At 70.2% G+C, this 17140-nt stretch carries 15 protein-coding genes; 9 read left to right on the top strand and 6 right to left on the bottom strand.

Going from position 1 to position 17140, the window contains the following annotated elements; translation table 11 throughout:
- Window positions 1-70 precede the first annotated feature (70 nt).
- Both hflX and BM424_RS12770 read left to right on the top strand, forming a co-directional pair.
- The gene (gene hflX / locus BM424_RS12775) at window positions 71-1444 is read left to right on the top strand and encodes a GTPase HflX (protein ID WP_245775829.1); all 1374 of its coding nucleotides are present in this window, start codon (window positions 71-73) and stop codon (window positions 1442-1444) included.
- A complete protein-coding gene (locus BM424_RS12770; protein ID WP_093416618.1) occupies window positions 1434-2468 on the top strand; it encodes an NHL repeat-containing protein in 1035 nt (344 codons plus the stop codon). The genes hflX and BM424_RS12770 overlap by 11 nt, the downstream gene beginning before the upstream one ends.
- Window positions 2469-2529: 61 nt before the next feature.
- On the opposite strand, the gene lexA is transcribed toward BM424_RS12770, so the two are convergent.
- The gene (lexA, locus tag BM424_RS12765) at window positions 2530-3240 is read right to left on the bottom strand and encodes a transcriptional repressor LexA (RefSeq protein ID WP_093416615.1); all 711 of its coding nucleotides are present in this window, start codon (window positions 3238-3240) and stop codon (window positions 2530-2532) included.
- Window positions 3241-3490: 250 nt separating this feature from the next.
- Between lexA and BM424_RS29460 the strand changes: the two genes are divergently transcribed.
- The 4 genes from BM424_RS29460 to BM424_RS12745 all read left to right on the top strand — a co-directional run bounded on the left by BM424_RS29460 (window position 3491) and on the right by BM424_RS12745 (window position 8359).
- Entirely contained in the window at window positions 3491-3964 is a 474-nt protein-coding gene (locus BM424_RS29460) for a LysM peptidoglycan-binding domain-containing protein (protein WP_245775801.1), read from the top strand.
- Window positions 3965-4224: 260 nt separating this feature from the next.
- A complete protein-coding gene (gene nrdR / locus BM424_RS12755; RefSeq protein ID WP_093416612.1) occupies window positions 4225-4716 on the top strand; it encodes a transcriptional regulator NrdR in 492 nt (163 codons plus the stop codon).
- 176 nt (window positions 4717-4892) lie between these two features.
- Window positions 4893-7718, top strand: coding sequence for a vitamin B12-dependent ribonucleotide reductase (locus BM424_RS12750; protein ID WP_093417062.1), 2826 nt, complete (start codon window positions 4893-4895; stop codon window positions 7716-7718).
- A gap of 200 nt (window positions 7719-7918) precedes the next feature.
- Window positions 7919-8359, top strand: coding sequence for a hypothetical protein (locus tag BM424_RS12745; protein ID WP_139274059.1), 441 nt, complete (start codon window positions 7919-7921; stop codon window positions 8357-8359).
- 62 nt (window positions 8360-8421) lie between these two features.
- Here BM424_RS12745 and BM424_RS12740 read toward each other — a convergent pair whose 3' ends face one another.
- Entirely contained in the window at window positions 8422-9699 is a 1278-nt protein-coding gene (locus BM424_RS12740) for an aspartate aminotransferase type Ic (protein ID WP_093416607.1), read from the bottom strand.
- A gap of 199 nt (window positions 9700-9898) precedes the next feature.
- Between BM424_RS12740 and BM424_RS12735 the strand changes: the two genes are divergently transcribed.
- The gene (locus BM424_RS12735; protein ID WP_093416604.1) at window positions 9899-10639 is read left to right on the top strand and encodes an SDR family oxidoreductase; all 741 of its coding nucleotides are present in this window, start codon (window positions 9899-9901) and stop codon (window positions 10637-10639) included.
- Here the strand turns inward: BM424_RS12735 and BM424_RS12730 are convergent.
- Window positions 10626-10919 (bottom strand): hypothetical protein, encoded by a 294-nt coding sequence (locus tag BM424_RS12730; protein WP_093416601.1) that lies wholly within the window; start codon window positions 10917-10919, stop codon window positions 10626-10628. The genes BM424_RS12735 and BM424_RS12730 overlap by 14 nt on opposite strands.
- A 148-nt stretch (window positions 10920-11067) precedes the next feature.
- Here BM424_RS12730 and BM424_RS12725 point away from each other — a divergent pair, with 148 nt between their 5' ends.
- Both BM424_RS12725 and BM424_RS12720 read left to right on the top strand, forming a co-directional pair.
- Window positions 11068-12849: a Xaa-Pro dipeptidyl-peptidase gene (locus BM424_RS12725; RefSeq protein WP_093416599.1), complete on the top strand. Its 1782-nt coding sequence runs from the start codon at window positions 11068-11070 to the stop codon at window positions 12847-12849.
- Window positions 12850-13040: 191 nt separating this feature from the next.
- Entirely contained in the window at window positions 13041-14141 is a 1101-nt protein-coding gene (locus BM424_RS12720; RefSeq protein WP_139274058.1) for a DUF4192 domain-containing protein, read from the top strand.
- A 26-nt stretch (window positions 14142-14167) separates the two neighbouring features.
- On the opposite strand, the gene galE is transcribed toward BM424_RS12720, so the two are convergent.
- From galE to BM424_RS12705, 3 genes are all read right to left on the bottom strand, one after another.
- Entirely contained in the window at window positions 14168-15130 is a 963-nt protein-coding gene (gene galE / locus BM424_RS12715; RefSeq protein WP_093416593.1) for a UDP-glucose 4-epimerase GalE, read from the bottom strand.
- Window positions 15131-15196: 66 nt separating this feature from the next.
- Entirely contained in the window at window positions 15197-16375 is a 1179-nt protein-coding gene (gene galK, locus BM424_RS12710; RefSeq protein WP_093416590.1) for a galactokinase, read from the bottom strand.
- Window positions 16372-17067 carry an iron-dependent transcriptional repressor DtxR gene (locus BM424_RS12705; protein WP_093416588.1) on the bottom strand — a complete coding sequence of 232 codons (696 nt, stop codon included), beginning with the start codon at window positions 17065-17067 and terminating at the stop codon, window positions 16372-16374. Before BM424_RS12705 ends, galK begins: the two co-directional genes overlap by 4 nt.
- Window positions 17068-17140: the final 73 nt, after the last annotated feature.

The raw sequence follows: 17140 nt of genomic DNA, 5'->3' as shown, positions 1-17140 counted from the left end.
GGACCAGGACCTGGCCGACGTCGACGATTTCGAACCCATCCTCGACGGGGACGAGCCGTCCACCGGCGAGATGGAGCTGGAGGAACGCGCGTCCCTCCGGCGGATCTCGGGTCTGTCCACCGAGCTCGAGGACATCACCGAGGTCGAGTACCGGCGGCTGCGCCTGGAGCGCGTCGTGCTCGTGGGCGTGTGGACCGAAGGCGACGCCGAGCACGCCGACGCCTCGCTGGCCGAGCTCGCGCGCCTCGCCGAGACCGCGGGGTCGGAGGTGCTCGACGGCATCATCCAGCGCCGCGACCGGCCCGACCCGGGCACCTACATCGGCTCCGGCAAGGTCCGCGAGCTGCGCGACCTGGTCGCCTCGCACGGCGCCGACACCGTCATCTGCGACGGTGAGCTCTCGCCCGGCCAGCTGCGGCAGCTGGAGGAGAAGCTCAAGGTCAAGGTCGTCGACCGGACCGCGCTGATCCTCGACATCTTCGCCCAGCACGCGCGCTCCAAGGAGGGCAAGGCGCAGGTCGAGCTGGCCCAGCTGCAGTACTTCCTGCCGCGCCTGCGCGGTTGGGGTGAAACGATGTCCCGTCAGGCCGGTGGCCGGGCGGGCGCCAACGGCGGCGTGGGCACCCGCGGTCCCGGTGAGACCAAGCTGGAGACCGACCGCCGGAGCGTGCACAAGCGCATCAGCAAGCTGCGCAAGGAACTCGCGGCGATGAAGACCGTCCGCGGCACCAAGCGCAGCCGCCGCGAGTCCAACGAGGTCCCGGGCGTGGCCATCGCCGGCTACACCAACGCCGGCAAGTCCAGCCTGCTCAACGCCCTGACCGGCGCCGGCGTGCTGGTCGAGGACGCGCTGTTCGCCACCCTCGACCCGACCACCCGCAAGGCGGTCACCCCGGACGGCAGGCCGCACACGCTCACCGACACCGTCGGGTTCGTCCGGCACCTGCCGCACCAGCTCGTCGAGGCGTTCCGCTCCACCCTGGAGGAGGTCGCCAGCGCCGACCTGCTGGTCCACGTCGTCGACGGCTCCGAGTCCTCGCCGCACGAGCAGGTCGCCGCCGTGCGCGAGGTGCTCAGCGAGATCTCCGAGGAGCACGCCTCGGAGATGCCGCCGGAACTGCTGGTCGTCAACAAGATCGACTCGGTGGACGCGACCAGGATGGCCGAGCTGCGCCGCCTGCTCCCGGAAGCCGTGTTCGTCTCCGCGCACAGCGGCAAGGGCATCGAGGGCCTGCGCGAGATCATCGCCGACCGGCTGCCCCGCCCGGAGCTGTTCGTCAACGCCCTGATCCCCTACACCCGGGGCGACCTCGTGGCGCGGCTGCACAACGACGGCGAGGTCGTCGTCGAGGAGCACACGCCGGAGGGCACCCGCATCCAGGCCAAGGTCCGCCCGGACCTGGCCTCGCTGATCGAGCCGTTCGCGGCCGACGGTGCGGCCTGACCGAGCCAGCGGCCTGACCGGGGCCGCGCTGCTCGCCGCGTGCGTGATCGTCACCGGCATGCCCGCGCACGCGCAGTCGGCACCGGTCGACGTGTGCGACGTCGAGGACTCCGATCTGGCCGAGCTGTCGGGCCTGGCCTCCGACGGCAGCCACTGGTACGCCGTCGGCGACGGCGGATCGGCGGTGCAGGTGTTCGTGCTCGACCCGCAGACCTGCGAGGTCGTGTCCGAGCGCACCAGCCCGGTCGACCCCTACGACGTCGAGGACCTGGCGCTGGCGCCGGACGGGTCGGTGTGGCTCGCCGACACCGGCGACAACCGGCACGACCGGAAGACCGTCGCGCTGCACGTGGTGCCCCCGGGCGGCGGCTCGACGCTGTACCGGATGTCGTACCCGGACAGCCCGCACGACGCCGAGGCGCTTCTGCTCGATCGCGCGGGAGTGCCCTACCTCGTCACCAAGGAACCGCTCGGCTGGGCGGGCGTCTACCGGCCCGCGCAACCGCTGGACCCGAACGCGACCGTCCCGATGGAGCGGGTCGGCACCGTGTCGTTGCGCGCGACCAAGACGCCCGGCGGGCCGCTGGACGGATCGATGGGATCGGTTCTGGTCACCGGCGGTTCGGTGAGCGCCGATGGCACGCTGGTCGCGCTGCGCACCTACACCGAGGCCTACGTGTACCGCTCGCCCAACGCCGATGTGCTCGAGGCGCTCCGCGGCGAACCCGTCCGCATCCCGCTGCCGAACGAGGAACAGGGCGAGGCCATCGCCTGGGAACCCGACGGCGGGCTGCTGTCGGGTTCGGAGGGCAACGAGCCGATTCGCCGCGTCTCCGGCGCGGACGGAGGACCGTCCGACGAGACCGAGGCGAACCCGGCACCCGGTGGCGGCGACCAGGCACAGTCCGATCAGGATCAGCCGGCGAACGAGGACGGCATGTCCACCGGGCGCTCGCTGCTCTTCGCCGGGGTCATCGCCGCCCTGCTGGTGTACCTGGTGGGCTGGCGCCGCAGGCGTTCCTGACACCCCGCTCCGGAGCGGAACCGGCCCGGAGCGGACTGCTGACCGCTGTCGGAGTCTTCGGTCAGAGGCGGCGCAGGACCGCGACGACCTTGCCGAGGATCTGGGCGTCGTCACCGAGGATGGGCTCGTAGGCCGAGTTGTGCGGCATCAGCCAGACGTGATCGTCGGTGCGCTTGAGCGTCTTGACCGTGGCCTCGCCGTCGATCATCGCCGCGACGACCTCACCGTTGTCGGCCTCGGGCTGCTGGCGCACCGCGACCCAGTCCCCGTCGGTGATCGCCAGGTCGACCATCGAGTCGCCGACGACCTTGAGCAGGAACAGGGTCCCGTCGCCGACGATCTCCTTCGGCAGCGGGAAGACGTCCTCGATCGACTCCTCGGCGAGGATCGGCCCACCGGCCGCGATGCGGCCGACGACCGGCACGTAGGCCGGCTTGGCCTGGGCCTCGTTCTCGGTCTCGCCGCCGACGAGCACGCCCACGGTGCGCGGGCGGTGCGGGTCGCGGCGGAGGAAGCCCTTCCGCTCCAGCACGCGCAGCTGGTAGGCCACCGACGAGGTGGAGGTTAGGCCGACCGCGTCGCCGATCTCCCGGACGCTCGGTGGGTAGCCGTGCTCGCTCATCCACTCCCGGATGGCCTCGAGGACCTTCAGCTGGCGGTCGCTGAGCTCCTCGGCCGCGGTGGCCTGTTCCGGCACGGTGTCCACCTCGGCAGGGGAGTCCTTGATGTCGTGTACGCGGCCCCCGACAGAGCCGGTCGCATTCGTCGCCACCGCTGCCTCCTGAATCCGTGTGAACTGCGGTGCTGGTGTGGGTCGAGCGGTGCGTCGCCCCGGCTCCGGTCGCCGGAGACGGCGATTCGCCGCTCGCTTTCCACAGTAGACGGGACAAACACGGAGATCAAACACCTGTTCGAGTTAATTTCAGGCGGGGGTCTCGCGTTGAAGGCCACTCTTGGTACACAATCGCACGGAGGTTCGATCGAACAACCTTTCGATCATGGTTTTCCGCGCGGGAGGCGACATGACCACGTTCATCGACACAGTACGGCGAGTTCGGCCGGTTGAGCGGGAAACGCTCGCCGTGCGGCCGGAAGTCGAACCGATCGTGTCGCCCCGCCGGCGCACCGCGGACCGTCGCCCACATGGGCGGGTGATCCAGGTGGCCGGTCGCGGCCGGGTCGGCGGGTCCAGATCGTGCGCGCGGCCGGTGCGCGAGATCGGCAGAGCCGGCGAGTGGGTCGTGCTCGGCGGCGTCGCGGCCGCGACCTTCCTGGTCGTGCTGATGGTGGGGCTGTTCGGCGCGGGCGACGCGCCGGTGACCGGAGGTACCACCGTCGTGCAGGTGCGAACGGGGGACACTCTCTGGGGCATCGCGACGCGGATGGCGCCCGGCCAGGACCCCCGCGCGGTGGTCGACCGCATCGTCGAGCTCAACGGTCTCGGGGGCGCGTCCGCCGAAGCGGGGCGTCACCTGGTGGTGCCGGTCGGTAGCTGACCGAGCCACTAGATGTTGTGGTTCGCCGGGTTTTCGCAGCTGGCGCGAGGGGAGCGTCATCCGGCCGGGCGATAAGGGTGTGTCGGTTTGCAACGCGGTCAGACGCGGGTTTAAAGTCGACCACAACATCTAGTAGTTACGTCCATGTGGTTAGTCCATAGATTGGGCTTCCGGTCTTCCGGGTACTCCATGGGCGTACGTGGTCGCGGGCCGGTGGGAGTCGGTCGGCGGCCGCCCAGGGGGAAGGGGGTGCATGGCCGGTGCGGTGCCCGTTCTGCCGCGGCGATGACTCCAGGGTCGTGGACTCGCGCGAGGTCGAGGACGGCCAGGCGATCCGTCGTCGGCGGTCCTGCTCGGCGTGCGGTCGGCGGTTCACGACGATCGAAGAACTGGTGTTGTCGGTCGTGAAGCGGTCGGGCGTCACCGAACCCTTCAGCCGGGACAAGGTGGTGACCGGCGTGCGCCGGGCCTGTCAGGGGCGTCCGGTAGAAGAGGACGCGCTGCAGCAGTTGGCGCAGCAGGTGGAGGAGGCGATCCGGTCCTCCGGCATCGCCGAGCTGCCCAGCCACGAGGTCGGGCTGGCCATCCTCGGTCCGCTGCGGGAGCTGGACGAAGTCGCCTACCTGCGCTTCGCCAGCGTCTACCGCGCGTACTCCTCGGTGGAGGACTTCGAGAAGGAAATAGCCGACCTGCGGGCCGCGAGGGAGACCCAGCGGGACGGCGAGCAACGAGACGTGGAGAGCGGCGGTTGAGCAAGCCGCGACGGCGCGCGTCCCGCAGAGGGGGCGGAAGCGCGAAACGCCATTCGGCGTCCCGGGCGGGCACGCCGAAGAGAACAGAGCCGCGACCGAACCGGACGGGGAGCCCGGACGGGGCCGACACAACGCGATCGACTGAGCGAGCGATGAAGAACGAAAAGGGGCAGGTCATGACAGAGACCGTCGGTAGCCCGGCCGGCGCAGCGGGGGAGCCGGAAGCAGGTGCCCGCGAGGGCATCCGGGTGGAGCGCGTCTACACCACCGAGGGGGTGCACCCCTACGACGAGGTGAAGTGGGAGCGCCGCGATGTGGTGATGACCAACTGGCGGGACGGGTCGGTCAACTTCGAGCAGCGCGGGGTCGAGTTCCCCGACTTCTGGTCGTTGAACGCGGTCAACATCGTCACCAGCAAGTACTTCCGCGGTGCGGTGGGCACCGATGAGCGCGAGAGCAGCCTGCGGCAGCTGATCGACCGGGTCGTCAAGACCTACGTCGCCTCCGGCGTCGAGAACGGCTACTTCGCCACCGACGCCGATGCCGAGATCTTCGAGCACGAGCTGACCTACATGCTTCTGCACCAGGTCTTCAGCTTCAACTCGCCGGTCTGGTTCAACGTGGGCACCAGCTCCCGCCAGCAGGTCTCGGCCTGCTTCATCCTGTCGGTCGACGACACGATGGAGTCGATCCTCGACTGGTACAAGGAAGAGGGCCTGATCTTCAAGGGCGGTTCCGGCGCCGGCCTGAACCTGTCCCGCATCCGCTCCTCCAAGGAGCTGCTGTCCTCCGGCGGCACGGCCTCCGGCCCGGTGTCGTTCATGCGCGGTGCGGACGCCTCCGCGGGCACCATCAAGTCCGGTGGCGCGACCCGCCGCGCGGCCAAGATGGTCGTCCTCGACGTCGACCACCCCGACGTCGAGGAGTTCATCGAGACCAAGTCGCGCGAGGAGCACAAGATCCGCGCGCTGCGCGACGCCGGTTTCGACATGGACCTGGGCGGCGCGGACTCGAACTCGGTGCAGTACCAGAACGCGAACAACTCGGTGCGCGTCTCCGACGAGTTCATGCGCTCGGTCGAGAGCGACAGCGACTTCGGCCTGCGGTCCCGCACCGACGGCGAGGTGATCAGCACCGTCAAGGGCCGCGAGCTGTTCCGCAAGATGGCCAAGGCCGCGTGGGAGTGCGCCGACCCGGGCATCCAGTACGACGACACGATCAACGACTGGCACACCTCGCCGGAGACGGGCCGGATCACCGCGTCCAACCCGTGCTCGGAGTACATGCACCTGGACAACTCCAGCTGCAACCTGGCGTCGCTGAACCTCATGAAGTTCCTGCGCGATGACCTGACCTTCGACGCCGAGCTGTTCTCCAAGGCCGTCGAGTTCGTCATCACCGCGATGGACATCTCGATCTGCTTCGCCGACTTCCCGACCGAGTCGATCGGTGTCACCACCCGCAAGTTCCGCCAGCTGGGCATCGGCTACGCCAACCTCGGCGCGCTGCTGATGGCCACCGGCCACGCCTACGACTCCGACGGCGGTCGTGCGCTGGCCGGGGCGATCACCTCGCTGATGACCGGCACCGCCTACAAGCGCTCGGCGGAGCTGGCCGGTGTCGTGGGCCCGTACGAGGGCTACGCCCGCAACGCCGAGGGCCACCAGCGGGTCATGCGCAAGCACGCCGCGGCCAACGACCTGGTGCGCACCTACCACCACAACGACAAGACCGTGCACAAGCTGGCCACCGAGGTCTGGCAGCAGGGTCTGGAGATCGGTGGCCGCAACGGCTGGCGCAACGCCCAGGCGTCGGTGCTGGCCCCGACCGGCACCATCGGCCTGATGATGGACTGCGACACCACCGGTGTCGAGCCCGACCTGGCGCTGGTGAAGTTCAAGAAGCTGGTCGGCGGCGGCTCGATGCAGATCGTCAACCAGACGGTGCCGCGCGCTCTGCAGGCCCTGGGCTACCAGGAGGAGCAGATCGAGGCGATCGTCGAGTACATCGCCGAGCACGGCCACGTCATCGACGCGCCGGGTCTGCGCCCGGAGCACTACGAGGTCTTCGACTGCGCGATGGGCGAGCGCTCGATCGCGCCGATGGGCCACGTCCGGATGATGGCCGCGGTGCAGCCGTTCATCTCCGGCGCGATCTCCAAGACGGTCAACATGCCGGAGTCGGCGACCGTCGAAGAGGTCGAGGAGCTCTACTTCGAGGGCTGGAAGCTGGGCCTGAAGGCGCTGGCGATCTACCGCGACAACTGCAAGGTCGGCCAGCCGCTGTCGGCGGGCAAGGGCGACAAGGGCGAGTCGGAGAAGGCGGTCGAGAAGCAGATCGAGTACCGCCCGGTCCGCAAGCGCCTGCCGAAGAAGCGCCCGAGCCAGACGGTCTCGTTCACCGTCGGCGGTGCCGAGGGCTACCTGCACGCCGGTTCGTACCCGGACGACGGGCTGGGCGAGATCTTCGTCAAGCTCGGCAAGCAGGGCTCGACCCTGGCCGGTGTGATGGACGCCTTCTCGATGTCGATCTCGGTGGGTCTGCAGTACGGCATCCCGCTGGAGTTCTACGTCTCGAAGTTCCAGAACCTGCGCTTCGAGCCGGCCGGCATGACCGACGACCCGGACATCCGGATGGCCAGCAGCGTCCTGGACTACCTGTTCCGCCGCCTGGCGCTGGACTACCTGCCCTACGAGAAGCGCGCCCAGCTGGGCATCTTCACCGTGGACGAGCGGGAAGCCCAGGTCAACAACGCGGAACCGGCTCCGGCGTCGGACAACGTCGACCTGGACACCATGCGGTCCACGGTGGACTACGCGAAGGCCGAGGAGAAGTCCGAGTCCAAGGAGGAGGTCCGCGCGGGCAGCTCCACCGAGCTGCTCGAGCTGCAGCTGGGCAAGGCCGCTGACGCGCCGCTGTGCATGACCTGCGGCACGAAGATGCGCCCGTCCGGCTCCTGCTACCTCTGCGAGGGCTGCGGCTCCACCTCGGGCTGCAGCTGAGCCTGAGAGCTGAATGACCGAAGTCCGGGGCGGGTGTGACCAACACACCCGCCCCGGACTTCTTTCGTGTCAACGGTGTTCGCGTTTGTCCAGGTGAGGCGTTCACGGCCGGGGGAGTCCGGCGAAGCGGGCTCCGGAAGAACCCGGCGGGGCCGCGCTTGTTCGGCACGCTCATCCGCACCGAACAAGCGGAGGTGCAGATGCGGGCACGCAACCTGATGAAGAACGCGATTCTCTTCGCGGCACCGGGGATTCACGTCCTGACCGTCACCGGGCTCCCGGACCCGGAACGATCCGTGACCACCCTGGCGGCGATCGATTTGGCCGGGGACCTGGCGCTGGAGGACCCCGAGGCCGAGCAGTACCTCGACGAGCTGCTGGACGAGGAGGCGGCGGTGTCGCTCGTCCTGCACTCGCTGAGCGAGGAGGTCGCGTTCACCGATGCGCGCGGCGAGGACGTGCTGGTCAAGCACGTGTACGGCTGGTTCATCGAGGGCGGTGTGATCTCACCGGTCACCGCGGCCGAGGCGTTCGACCTCGGCTGCGTGGACCCGGAGACCGGAGATCCCATCCCGCCGGAGCCCGGTGTCGTCTACGAGGACGCCTGGCCGTTGGTGCTGGAGGGTGAGAGCTCCGGCTGATCGCGGTGAAAAAGGCCGGTGCGGTTCCCGAGGAACCGCACCGGCCTTCTTCACGTTCGGGGTCAGGACTGCTTGTCCGCCAGCAGCTTCTCGGTGGCGACCAGGCGGACGCAGACGGCCAGGCCCGCGGTGGCGGCCTCGACGTCGGCGAGCTCCGGGAAGGTCGGCGCGACGCGGATCACCGAGTCGGACGGGTCGTCACCGTAGGGGTGGGTCGACCCGGCCGGGGTGAGCGCGATGCCGGCTTCCTTGGCCTTGGCGACGACGGCCTTCGCACAGCCCTCGGGAACCTCCAGGCTGATGAAGTAGCCGCCGGCCGGGTTGCTCCAGCGGGCGAGACCGGTCCCGCCCAGCTCGGCGCTGAGGATCTTGTCCACGGCTTCGAACTTGGGCCGGATCAGCGCGGCGTGCTTGCGCATGTGCGCGCGCAACCCGTCGCGGTCGCCCAGCAGCCGGGCGTGCGCCCGCTGGTTGACCTTGTTCGGGCCGATGCTGCGCTTGGAGGTCGACGCCAGCCACCACTCGATGTTGGCGGGGGAGGAGCCGAAGAACGCCACGCCCGCGCCCGCGAAGGTGATCTTCGAGGTGGAGCCGAACACCAGCGCGCGGTCCGGGTTGCCGTTCTCGGCGCACAGCGCCAGCAGGTCGGCGATCTCGGCTTCGTCGTCGGTGAGGTGGTGCACCGCGTAGGCGTTGTCCCAGAAGATCCGGAAGTCCGGGGCCGCGGTGCGCATCGCGGCCAGCCGCCGCACGGTGTCGTCGGAGTAGACGGTGCCGTCCGGGTTGCTGTACTTCGGCACGCACCAGATGCCCTTGATCCGGGAGTCCTCGGCGACGAGCCGCTCGACGACGTCCATGTCGGGGCCGTCCGAGGTCATCGGAACGGTGATCATCTTGATGCCGAGGCGCTCGGAGAGCGCGAAGTGGCGGTCGTAACCGGGAACCGGGCACAGGAACGCGATCTCCGGCTCGGCGACCCAGCGCTGTGAGCCGCCGGGAACGCCGTTGAGCAGCGCGAAGACCAGCGCGTCGTGCATCAGCTCGAGGCTGGAGTTGCCGGCCGCGAGCAGCTGCTCGACCGGCACCTGCAGGTCGGTGCTGAAGATCCGGCGCAGTTCGGGCAGGCCGTTGAGGCCGCCGTAGTTGCGCAGGTCGGCGCCGTCGGCGTCGGTCCCGCTGCCGAGGTCGAGCAGCTCGTTGGAGAGGTCGAGTTGCTTCGGCGAGGGCTTTCCTCGGGTGATATCCAGTTTCAGGCCACGCGCCACGAGGTCTGCGAACTCCTGGCGGGCGCGGTCGCGCTGGGCGGTCAGCTCTTCGATGGTTGAAGCTGGATCGGGCACCGGTGAATCCTTCGCCGTATCGGGTAACGAGCAGGAAACAGCCTAGTCGTTGTGGCGGGCCGGTGTGAGCACGACCTGCGGTCGAATCCGCACCGCACGGCGCCTCTATGACCTGGGTCACCGAATGCGCTGGTCATGGCGTCACGTTCACGGCTCCCGGCTCGTCTGACCGGTGAGACTTCGAGGAGAGGAGCGCGGCGTGGGGAAGTCGATCTTGGTCACCGGCGGGACCGGAACGCTGGGTGGCGCGCTCGTGCGCCGATTGCGGGCGGACGACGAGGACGCGACGGTGCTCAGCCGCCGTCCGGGCATCGGGAGGGTGGTCGGCGACCTGCGCACCCGGCAGGGCGTCGCCGACGCGGTCGCGGGCGCGGACGTGATCGTGCACTGCGCGACCACCAACAGCGGCCACGACGTGCAGGCCACCCGGAACCTGGTCGATCTCGCCCGCCGCTCCGGCCGGCCGCACGTGGTCTACATCTCCATCGTCGGCATCGACCGGATCCCGTTGTCCTACTACCGGGCCAAGCTCGAATCCGAGCGGCTGATCGGCGAATCCGGCCTGCCGTGGACGATCCTGCGCACCACCCAGTTCCACGACCTCGTCGCCAGGTTCAGCTCGGTGCAGCGCCGTTCGCCGCTGGTGGCGGCGCTGTCCGGCGTGCGGTTCCAGCCGATCTCGGTGCGCGACGTCGCCGAGCGGCTGGCCGAGCTGGCCCGCGGCGACGCGGCGGGGCGCGTGGCGGACATGGGTGGCCCGCAGGTGCGCACCCACGAGGACCTGACCAGGGCGTACTTCCAGGCCAACGGCCTGAGCCGGAGGGTGCTGCGACTGCGCCCGCCGGGCTCGACGTTCCGGGCGCTGCGGTCCGGGGCGAACCTCGTCCCGGACCGCGCGGTGGGCCGGGTGACCTTCGAGGAGTTCCTCAGCGGCGGGTGAGCAGGTGCGCCGCGGTGGCCGTCGCCGCGGTCACGGCGAACACCGACGGCCAGGCACCGATCTTCTTGGCCAGCGGGTGCGACCCCGCGAGCGCGGTCCCGTAGGTCGCGCCCAGTGCCAGCGCGGGCACGACACCGGCCCGGCGTCGGCAGATCTCCATCGCTCCCAGACCGGCGCCCGCCGCGACGACTCCGCCCCAGTGCCGGTGCTGCGAGGCGCGGGCCACCGCGAAGCCACCGATCAACCCGGCCGAGGTCAGCACGCTGGAGGGAATCGACATGAGCACTCCTAGGTCTTCCGTTCGGATGCTTCGACCTTACTGCCGGTCAGGTGGTTGTGGCGGGAACGCGCCGCATCGGTGATTGACTCGCCGATCCGCGCTAAGAACAGTGCCGATATCGTCCCCTTTTCCAGTTTCGGGAGCCTGCATGCGGCGCGTTCGGACGGGTTTGCTCGCGGCGATCATCGCCCTGCCCCTGGTCGGCTCTCTTGCGGCGGCCCAGCCACCGCAGGGGCCGGTGTTCGCCGACGGTGAAGCGCAGCCGGTGTTCGACCCGGCACGCGCGGTCCGGCAGGACCTGTTCGTCACCGCGCCCGTCGACAGCGACCACGACGGCGAGCAGGACCGGGTGCACGTCCAGGTGGTCCGGCCCGCCGAGTCCGACCAGGGGCTGCGGGTGCCGGTGGTCTACCAGGCCAGCCCGTACTTCTCCGGCGGCAACGACGTGCCCAACCACAACGTCGACACCGAGCTGCACGTGCCGGAGCGCTCCGGTTCCCGGACGACGCTCAGCGCCGCCGGTGACGAGCGCATCGCGGCCGCCGCCGACATCGACTGGGCTTACGAGCAGTACCTGCTGGCCAGGGGCTACGCCGTGGTCTACGCGGAGTCGCTGGGCACCGGCGAGTCCACCGGTTGCCCGACCACCGGGGGCGAGAACGAGACGATCGGCGCGAAGTCCGTGGTGGACTGGCTCAACGGCCGGGCACCGGGCCGCGACGCGTCCGGTGCCGAGGTGCCCGCGACCTGGTCGACCGGCAAGGTCGGCATGATGGGCGTCTCCTACAACGGGACCCTGCCCAACGCGGTCGCCGCCACCGGCGTCGACGGGCTGGAGGCGATCGTGCCGATCGGGGCGATCTCGAACTGGTACGACTACTACCGCTCCGATGGCGCCGTGGTCGCACCCGGCGGTTACCAGGGCGAGGACGCCGACGTGCTGGCCGAGTACGTCCACACCCGCGCCGACCGCGAGCCCTGCCGGCCGGTGATCGACGGGCTCACCGCCGAGCAGGACCGGATCACCGGCGACTACAGCCCCTTCTGGGACCGGCGCAACTACCTCGACGACGTCGACCGGGTGCACGCGGCGGTGCTGTCGGTGCACGGGCTCAACGACTGGAACGTCAAGACCCGCCAGGCCGCCCAGTGGTACGAGGCGCTGCGGGAGCACGACGTGCCGCACAAGATCTGGTGGCACCAGTCCGGCCACACCGACCCCGTCGAACTGCGCGAGCAGGACTGGCTGCGGACCCTCAACCGGTGGTTCACCCGCTACCTGCACGGCGTGCCCAACGGTGTCGAGGACGAGCCCCGCGCCACGGTCCAGCGCGAGGACGGCAGCTGGACCGAGGAGGCCGAATGGCCTGCTCCGGGCGCAGCCGAGACGGTGCTGCGCCCGTCCGCGGGCGGCCCGCAGCGCGGCGGTCTGAGCGTCGGAACCGCTGTTCGGCAGGGCGTGGAGGGGCTCACCGACGACGCGGGGCAGAAGGCCGAGGACCTCGCCGCCGCCCCGAGCTCGCCGAACCGGCTGGCCTACTTCACCGAACCGCTCGCCGAGCGCGCGCGGATCAGCGGCGAGGTGCGCGCCGAGCTCGGGCTCACCTTCGACCGGCCTGCCGCCAACGTGACCGCGCTGCTGGTCGATCAGGCCCCGGACGGGTCGGTCTCGGTGGTCACCCGGGGCTGGGCGGACCCGCAGAACCGCGAGGCCCTGGACCGGACGACGCCGATCGAACCGGGCCGCCCGTACGAGATCACCGTGCGGATGCAGCCCGACGACTACGTGTTCGCGCCGGGACACCGGCTCGGCGTCGTGCTGCTCTCCAGCGATCACGACTTCACGCTGCGGCCGCGTCCGGGAGCGGGGCTGGCGCTGGACCTGGCGCGCACGCGGATCTCGGTGCCCGTCGTCGGGCGGATTTCGTGACGGTTCTTCGCGAAAACCGCTGTCATGACCGAGGGTGATGCCCGGTCCGGTGGAAGTTTGACCTGACCGGGCGTCGCTGATCGGCGTGATTTCAAGCGTTTCAACCCCGATTCGTCCACAGCGGACGAAGTTGTCCGCAGATTGCCGAATTCCCTTTCGGCCGAGGCATTTTCGTCCGCATCGTGGTGGACATGACGACGCGATTGAACACCCAGCTCTCGCTGAGCGATCCCGGGGACGTGCTCGCCGCGATCCCGCACATGCTCGGCTTCCACCCGACCGACTCGTTCGTGCTGATCACCATGCACGACCTGACCGGGACACCGAGGTTCGGCGCGACCATGCGCGTCGACCTGCCGTGCCCCTCGCAGGCCTGCACGTTCAGCGAACTCCTGCTCACCGGGCCCGTGAGCCGACAACAGGCCGAAGGCGTGTTCATGGTCGTGATCGGGGACCGGCCCAACCTGGCCGCGTGCCCGGAGACCTGCGGCGGCTCCTGCCACGCCACCGACACCCCCGGCGACGGCTCCGGCACGCCGCTGGCCGACGTCGTCGAAGTCCTCCGGAAAACGTTGCTGCAGGCGGGAATCATCACCGCCCACGCGGTGCACGTCCCGGAGATCGCGGTCGGCGAGCCGTGGACGTGCTACTACGACCCGGACTGCCGCGGCGTCGTCGCGGACCCGAAGGAATCCCCCATGGGAGCGCTGATGGCCTCCGAGGGGGCCGTCACCTTCGGCAGCCGCGACGAGCTGCGCGAGCTCGTCGCGCCCGAATCACCGGAAGTGCTCAACCGCTGGTCGGCGAAGCTCGACGCGCTCGTCGAGGACGCCATCGACTCCTACGACCCCTCACGCCACGACCGCGACGTGCGCACGGTCTTCGCCGCGATGCGGCGCATCGCGGCCGGTTCGGCGCTCACCGAGGACGACCTGCTCGGGGTGCTGCAGGCGGTGTCGGACGTGGGGGTCCGCGACGTCGTCATCGGCGCGGCGCTGACCGAGCTGGCGCGCCCGGCCGAGGAGCTCTGGCTCACCCTCGTGCGCAAGGCTCCCGAACCCGAGGTGGTGGAAGTCGCCGCGCTGCTGGCGTTCTCGGCCTACGTCCGCGGCGAGGGCTCGCTGGCCAGCGTCGCCCTGGAGCGCATCGAGAAGGTCAAGCTCGACCACAACCTCGGGGTTCTGCTCCGGCGGGCGCTGGACGCGGGGGTCCCGCCGGCGGAGCTGGCCCGCATCGCCCGAGGTTCGGCCGATGACGTCCAGCTCCTGCTCGACGAGGAAGGACCCTGCTGATGTGCGCGAAGAAGCGGAAGAAGCGCTCAGGACGCGTGGCGGGCGCGGGTGAACTCCCACGCGTCACCGACGATCACGCCGAGGTCGGCTCGCTGGGGCTGCCACCCCAGCTCGTCCCGGGCGCGCCGGCTGGAGGCCACCAGCGTCGCGGGGTCGCCGGCCCGGCGGGGCGCGACGGCGGCGGGGATCGGGTGCCCGGTGACCTCGCGGCAGGTGTCGATGACCTGCTTGACCGAGAAGCCCGTGCCGTTGCCCAGGTTGTAGATGCGGTGCTGGCCGCTCGTCGCGTTTTCCAGCGCCAGCAGGTGGGCGTCGGCGAGGTCGGTGACGTGGATGTAGTCGCGGACGCAGGTGCCGTCGGCGGTGGGCCAGTCCTCGCCGAAGATCTGCACCTGCTCGCGCTGGCCCAGCGCCACCTGCAGCACGATCGGGATCAGGTGGGTCTCCACGGCGTGCCGCTCGCCGAAGGCGCCGTGAGCACCGGCGACGTTGAAGTACCGGAGGCTGACCGCGCCGATGCCGTGGGCGGTCGCGTACGACGTGATCGCGTGATCGATCGCCAGCTTGGTCGCACCGTAGGTGTTGGTGGGCCGCGTCGGGAGGTCCTCGGTGATCGGGGAGGCCTCCGGTTCGCCGTACGTCGCCGCCGTGGAGGAGAACACCAGGCGCGGCGTGCCGTGTTCGCGCATCGCGTCCAGCAGGCGCAGCGACGTCACGACGTTGCCCTGCCAGTACTTCTGCGGCTGCTCCATCGACTCGCCGACGAGCGACTTCGCCGCGAAGTGCAGCACGCCGTCGAACCGCTCGGCGAGCAGCTCACCGGCCGCCGAGGCGATGTCCGCCTCGACGAACTTGCAGCCGTCCGGGACCGCGTCGGCGTGCCCGGTGGACAGGTCGTCGACCACGACGACCTCGTGGCCTGCTTCCACCAGGCGTGCCGCGCACACGCTTCCGACGTAACCGGCACCGCCTGTGACCAGGAGCTTCAACTGCGCACTGCCTTCCGTGGGAGAACCTATCGACTCAGCGGGAAGCGGTGGCCGAGGACCGGGTCGTCACCGGTCCCGCCCCGCACCGGCGGAGGGTATCGCGATGAACACGCGCGGTTCCGTCAGGCTCCGCTCGGCGAACGCGGCGCGGACGGCCGCTTCGACGCGGGCCCGCTCGGAAGTGGGGATCAGGGCGATCGCCGAACCGCCGAAGCCCCCGCCGATCATCCGCGCGCCCAGTGCGCCGGCCTGCACCGCTGCGTCCACTGCGACGTCGAGTTCCAGGCAGGAGACGCGGTAGTCGTCGCGGAGGCTGGCGTGGGAGGCGTTGAGCAGCGGGCCGACCTCGGCGTAGCCGCCGGAACGCAGCAGCTCGACGGTGCTCAGCACCCGCTCGTTCTCCGTCACCACGTGCTTGACCAGCGGCTGAAGCTCGTCCGGAAGCTTCTGGTTCGCCGCAGGCAGCTGCGCCGCCGAGATGTCCCGAAGTGCCTTGACCCCGAGCAGGTCCGCCGCCCGCTCGCATCCCTTCCGGCGTTCTCCGTAGCCGGATTCGCTGTGCGAGTGCTTGGCGCGGGTGTCGATGACGAGCAGTTCGAGCCCCGCGCTGCGGGGGTCGAACGGGACCTGCTCGGCGTCGCCGGAGCGGACGTCGAAGAACAGCACGTGGGACTCGACGCAGCGCAGCGACGCCGTCTGGTCGAGCAGGCCGGTGGGCGCCCCGACGTAGTCGTTTTCCGAGCGCTGCACCAGCCGGGCGATCTCCGCCAGGCTCGGCGCGCCCGGATCGCCCGGTGGCAGGCCAAGATGATCCAGCATCGCCAGCGCCAGGGCGCACTGCAGCGCGTGGGAGGAGGACAGACCGGCGCCGGTGGGGACGTCACCGACGATCATCAGGTTCAGGCCGGGGACGGCGTGGCCGGCTTCGCGCAGGGCCCATGCGACGCCTGCGGGAAACGCCTGCCAGCCGGTGGAGGAGCCGGGCCGGAGGTCGTCGACGACCAGCTCGTCCGCCTGGTGGAGCTGACCGTCGTCGCCCCACGTCGCGGCCACGAGCTTGCGGTCGTCGCGCGGCCCCAGGGCCACCGCGACCCGGTGCGGGATCGCCATCGGGAGCACGAAACCGTCGTTGTAGTCGGTGTGCTCGCCGATCAGGTTGACCCGGCCGGGTGCGGACCACACCGCGCTGGGCGCGCGGCCGTGCTCGGCGGCGAAGAGCTCCGCCGCTCGGGTGGAGACGTTCACTTGGCCGTCACCATGACCGCGTGCGCGATGCTGGAGGTCAGCTCGGCGGCACCGCTCTGGCCCCGGACCTCGATCGGCTTGTTCGCCCCGACCACCGACATGATCTCGACCTCGTTGCCCGGGACGACCCCGACCTCCTTCAGGTCGGTCATCAGATCCGGGTCCAGCTGCACGTGCTCGGAGATCCGGCGGATGACCGCGCGGCCACCGCCGTTGCGGGCGATCTCATCGACGCGCTGGAGCTCGCCCTCGGAGCCGCCGTCGACGTGGTCGACGCCGAGGTCGTCCAGGCCGGGGATGGGGTTGCCGTAGGGGGAGGTGGTGGGGCCGCCGAGGAGCTTGACGAGCTTGCGCTCGACGGCCTCGCTCATCACGTGCTCCCAGCGGCACGCCTCGTTGTGCACGTGCTCCCACTCGAGACCGATCACGTCGACGAGGAGCCGCTCGGCGAGCCGGTGCTTGCGCATCACGCTGATCGCGCGGGCGCGGCCGGCCTTGGTCAGCTCGAGGTGGCGATCCTCGGCGACCGTGAGCAGGCCGTCGCGCTCCATGCGGGCCACCGTCTGACTGACGGTCGGTCCGCTCTGCTCCAGGCGCTCGGCGATCCGCGCGCGCAGCGGCACCACGCCCTCTTCCTCGAGGTCGTAGATGGTGCGGAGGTACATCTCAGTGGTATCGATGAGATCGTTCACGTCGGCTCCCCATTCAAGTCCCAACCACGATGCTAGTCGCTGCCAGCGACAACGGTCAGTGGCCGGGGAGTTG

It is taken from the genome of Saccharopolyspora flava (assembly GCF_900116135.1).
GTDB classification, from domain to species: domain Bacteria; phylum Actinomycetota; class Actinomycetes; order Mycobacteriales; family Pseudonocardiaceae; genus Saccharopolyspora; species Saccharopolyspora flava.
Note: the sequence above shows the minus strand (reverse complement) of the source record. Positions and strands in the feature narration are given on the sequence as shown.

Bases quoted from the DNA above. Each gene is read 5' to 3' on its own strand.
- hflX (WP_245775829.1), top strand. From the start codon at position 71: ATGGAGCTGGAGGAACGCGCGTCCCTCCGGCGGATCTCGGGTCTGTCC.
- BM424_RS29460 (WP_245775801.1), top strand. From the start codon at position 3,491: ATGACCACGTTCATCGACACAGTACGGCGAGTTCGGCCGGTTGAGCGG.
- BM424_RS12750 (WP_093417062.1), top strand. From the start codon at position 4,893: ATGACAGAGACCGTCGGTAGCCCGGCCGGCGCAGCGGGGGAGCCGGAA.
- BM424_RS12745 (WP_139274059.1), top strand. From the start codon at position 7,919: ATGCGGGCACGCAACCTGATGAAGAACGCGATTCTCTTCGCGGCACCG.
- BM424_RS12730 (WP_093416601.1), bottom strand. From the start codon at position 10,919: ATGTCGATTCCCTCCAGCGTGCTGACCTCGGCCGGGTTGATCGGTGGC.
- BM424_RS12725 (WP_093416599.1), top strand. From the start codon at position 11,068: ATGCGGCGCGTTCGGACGGGTTTGCTCGCGGCGATCATCGCCCTGCCC.
- BM424_RS12720 (WP_139274058.1), top strand. From the start codon at position 13,041: ATGACGACGCGATTGAACACCCAGCTCTCGCTGAGCGATCCCGGGGAC.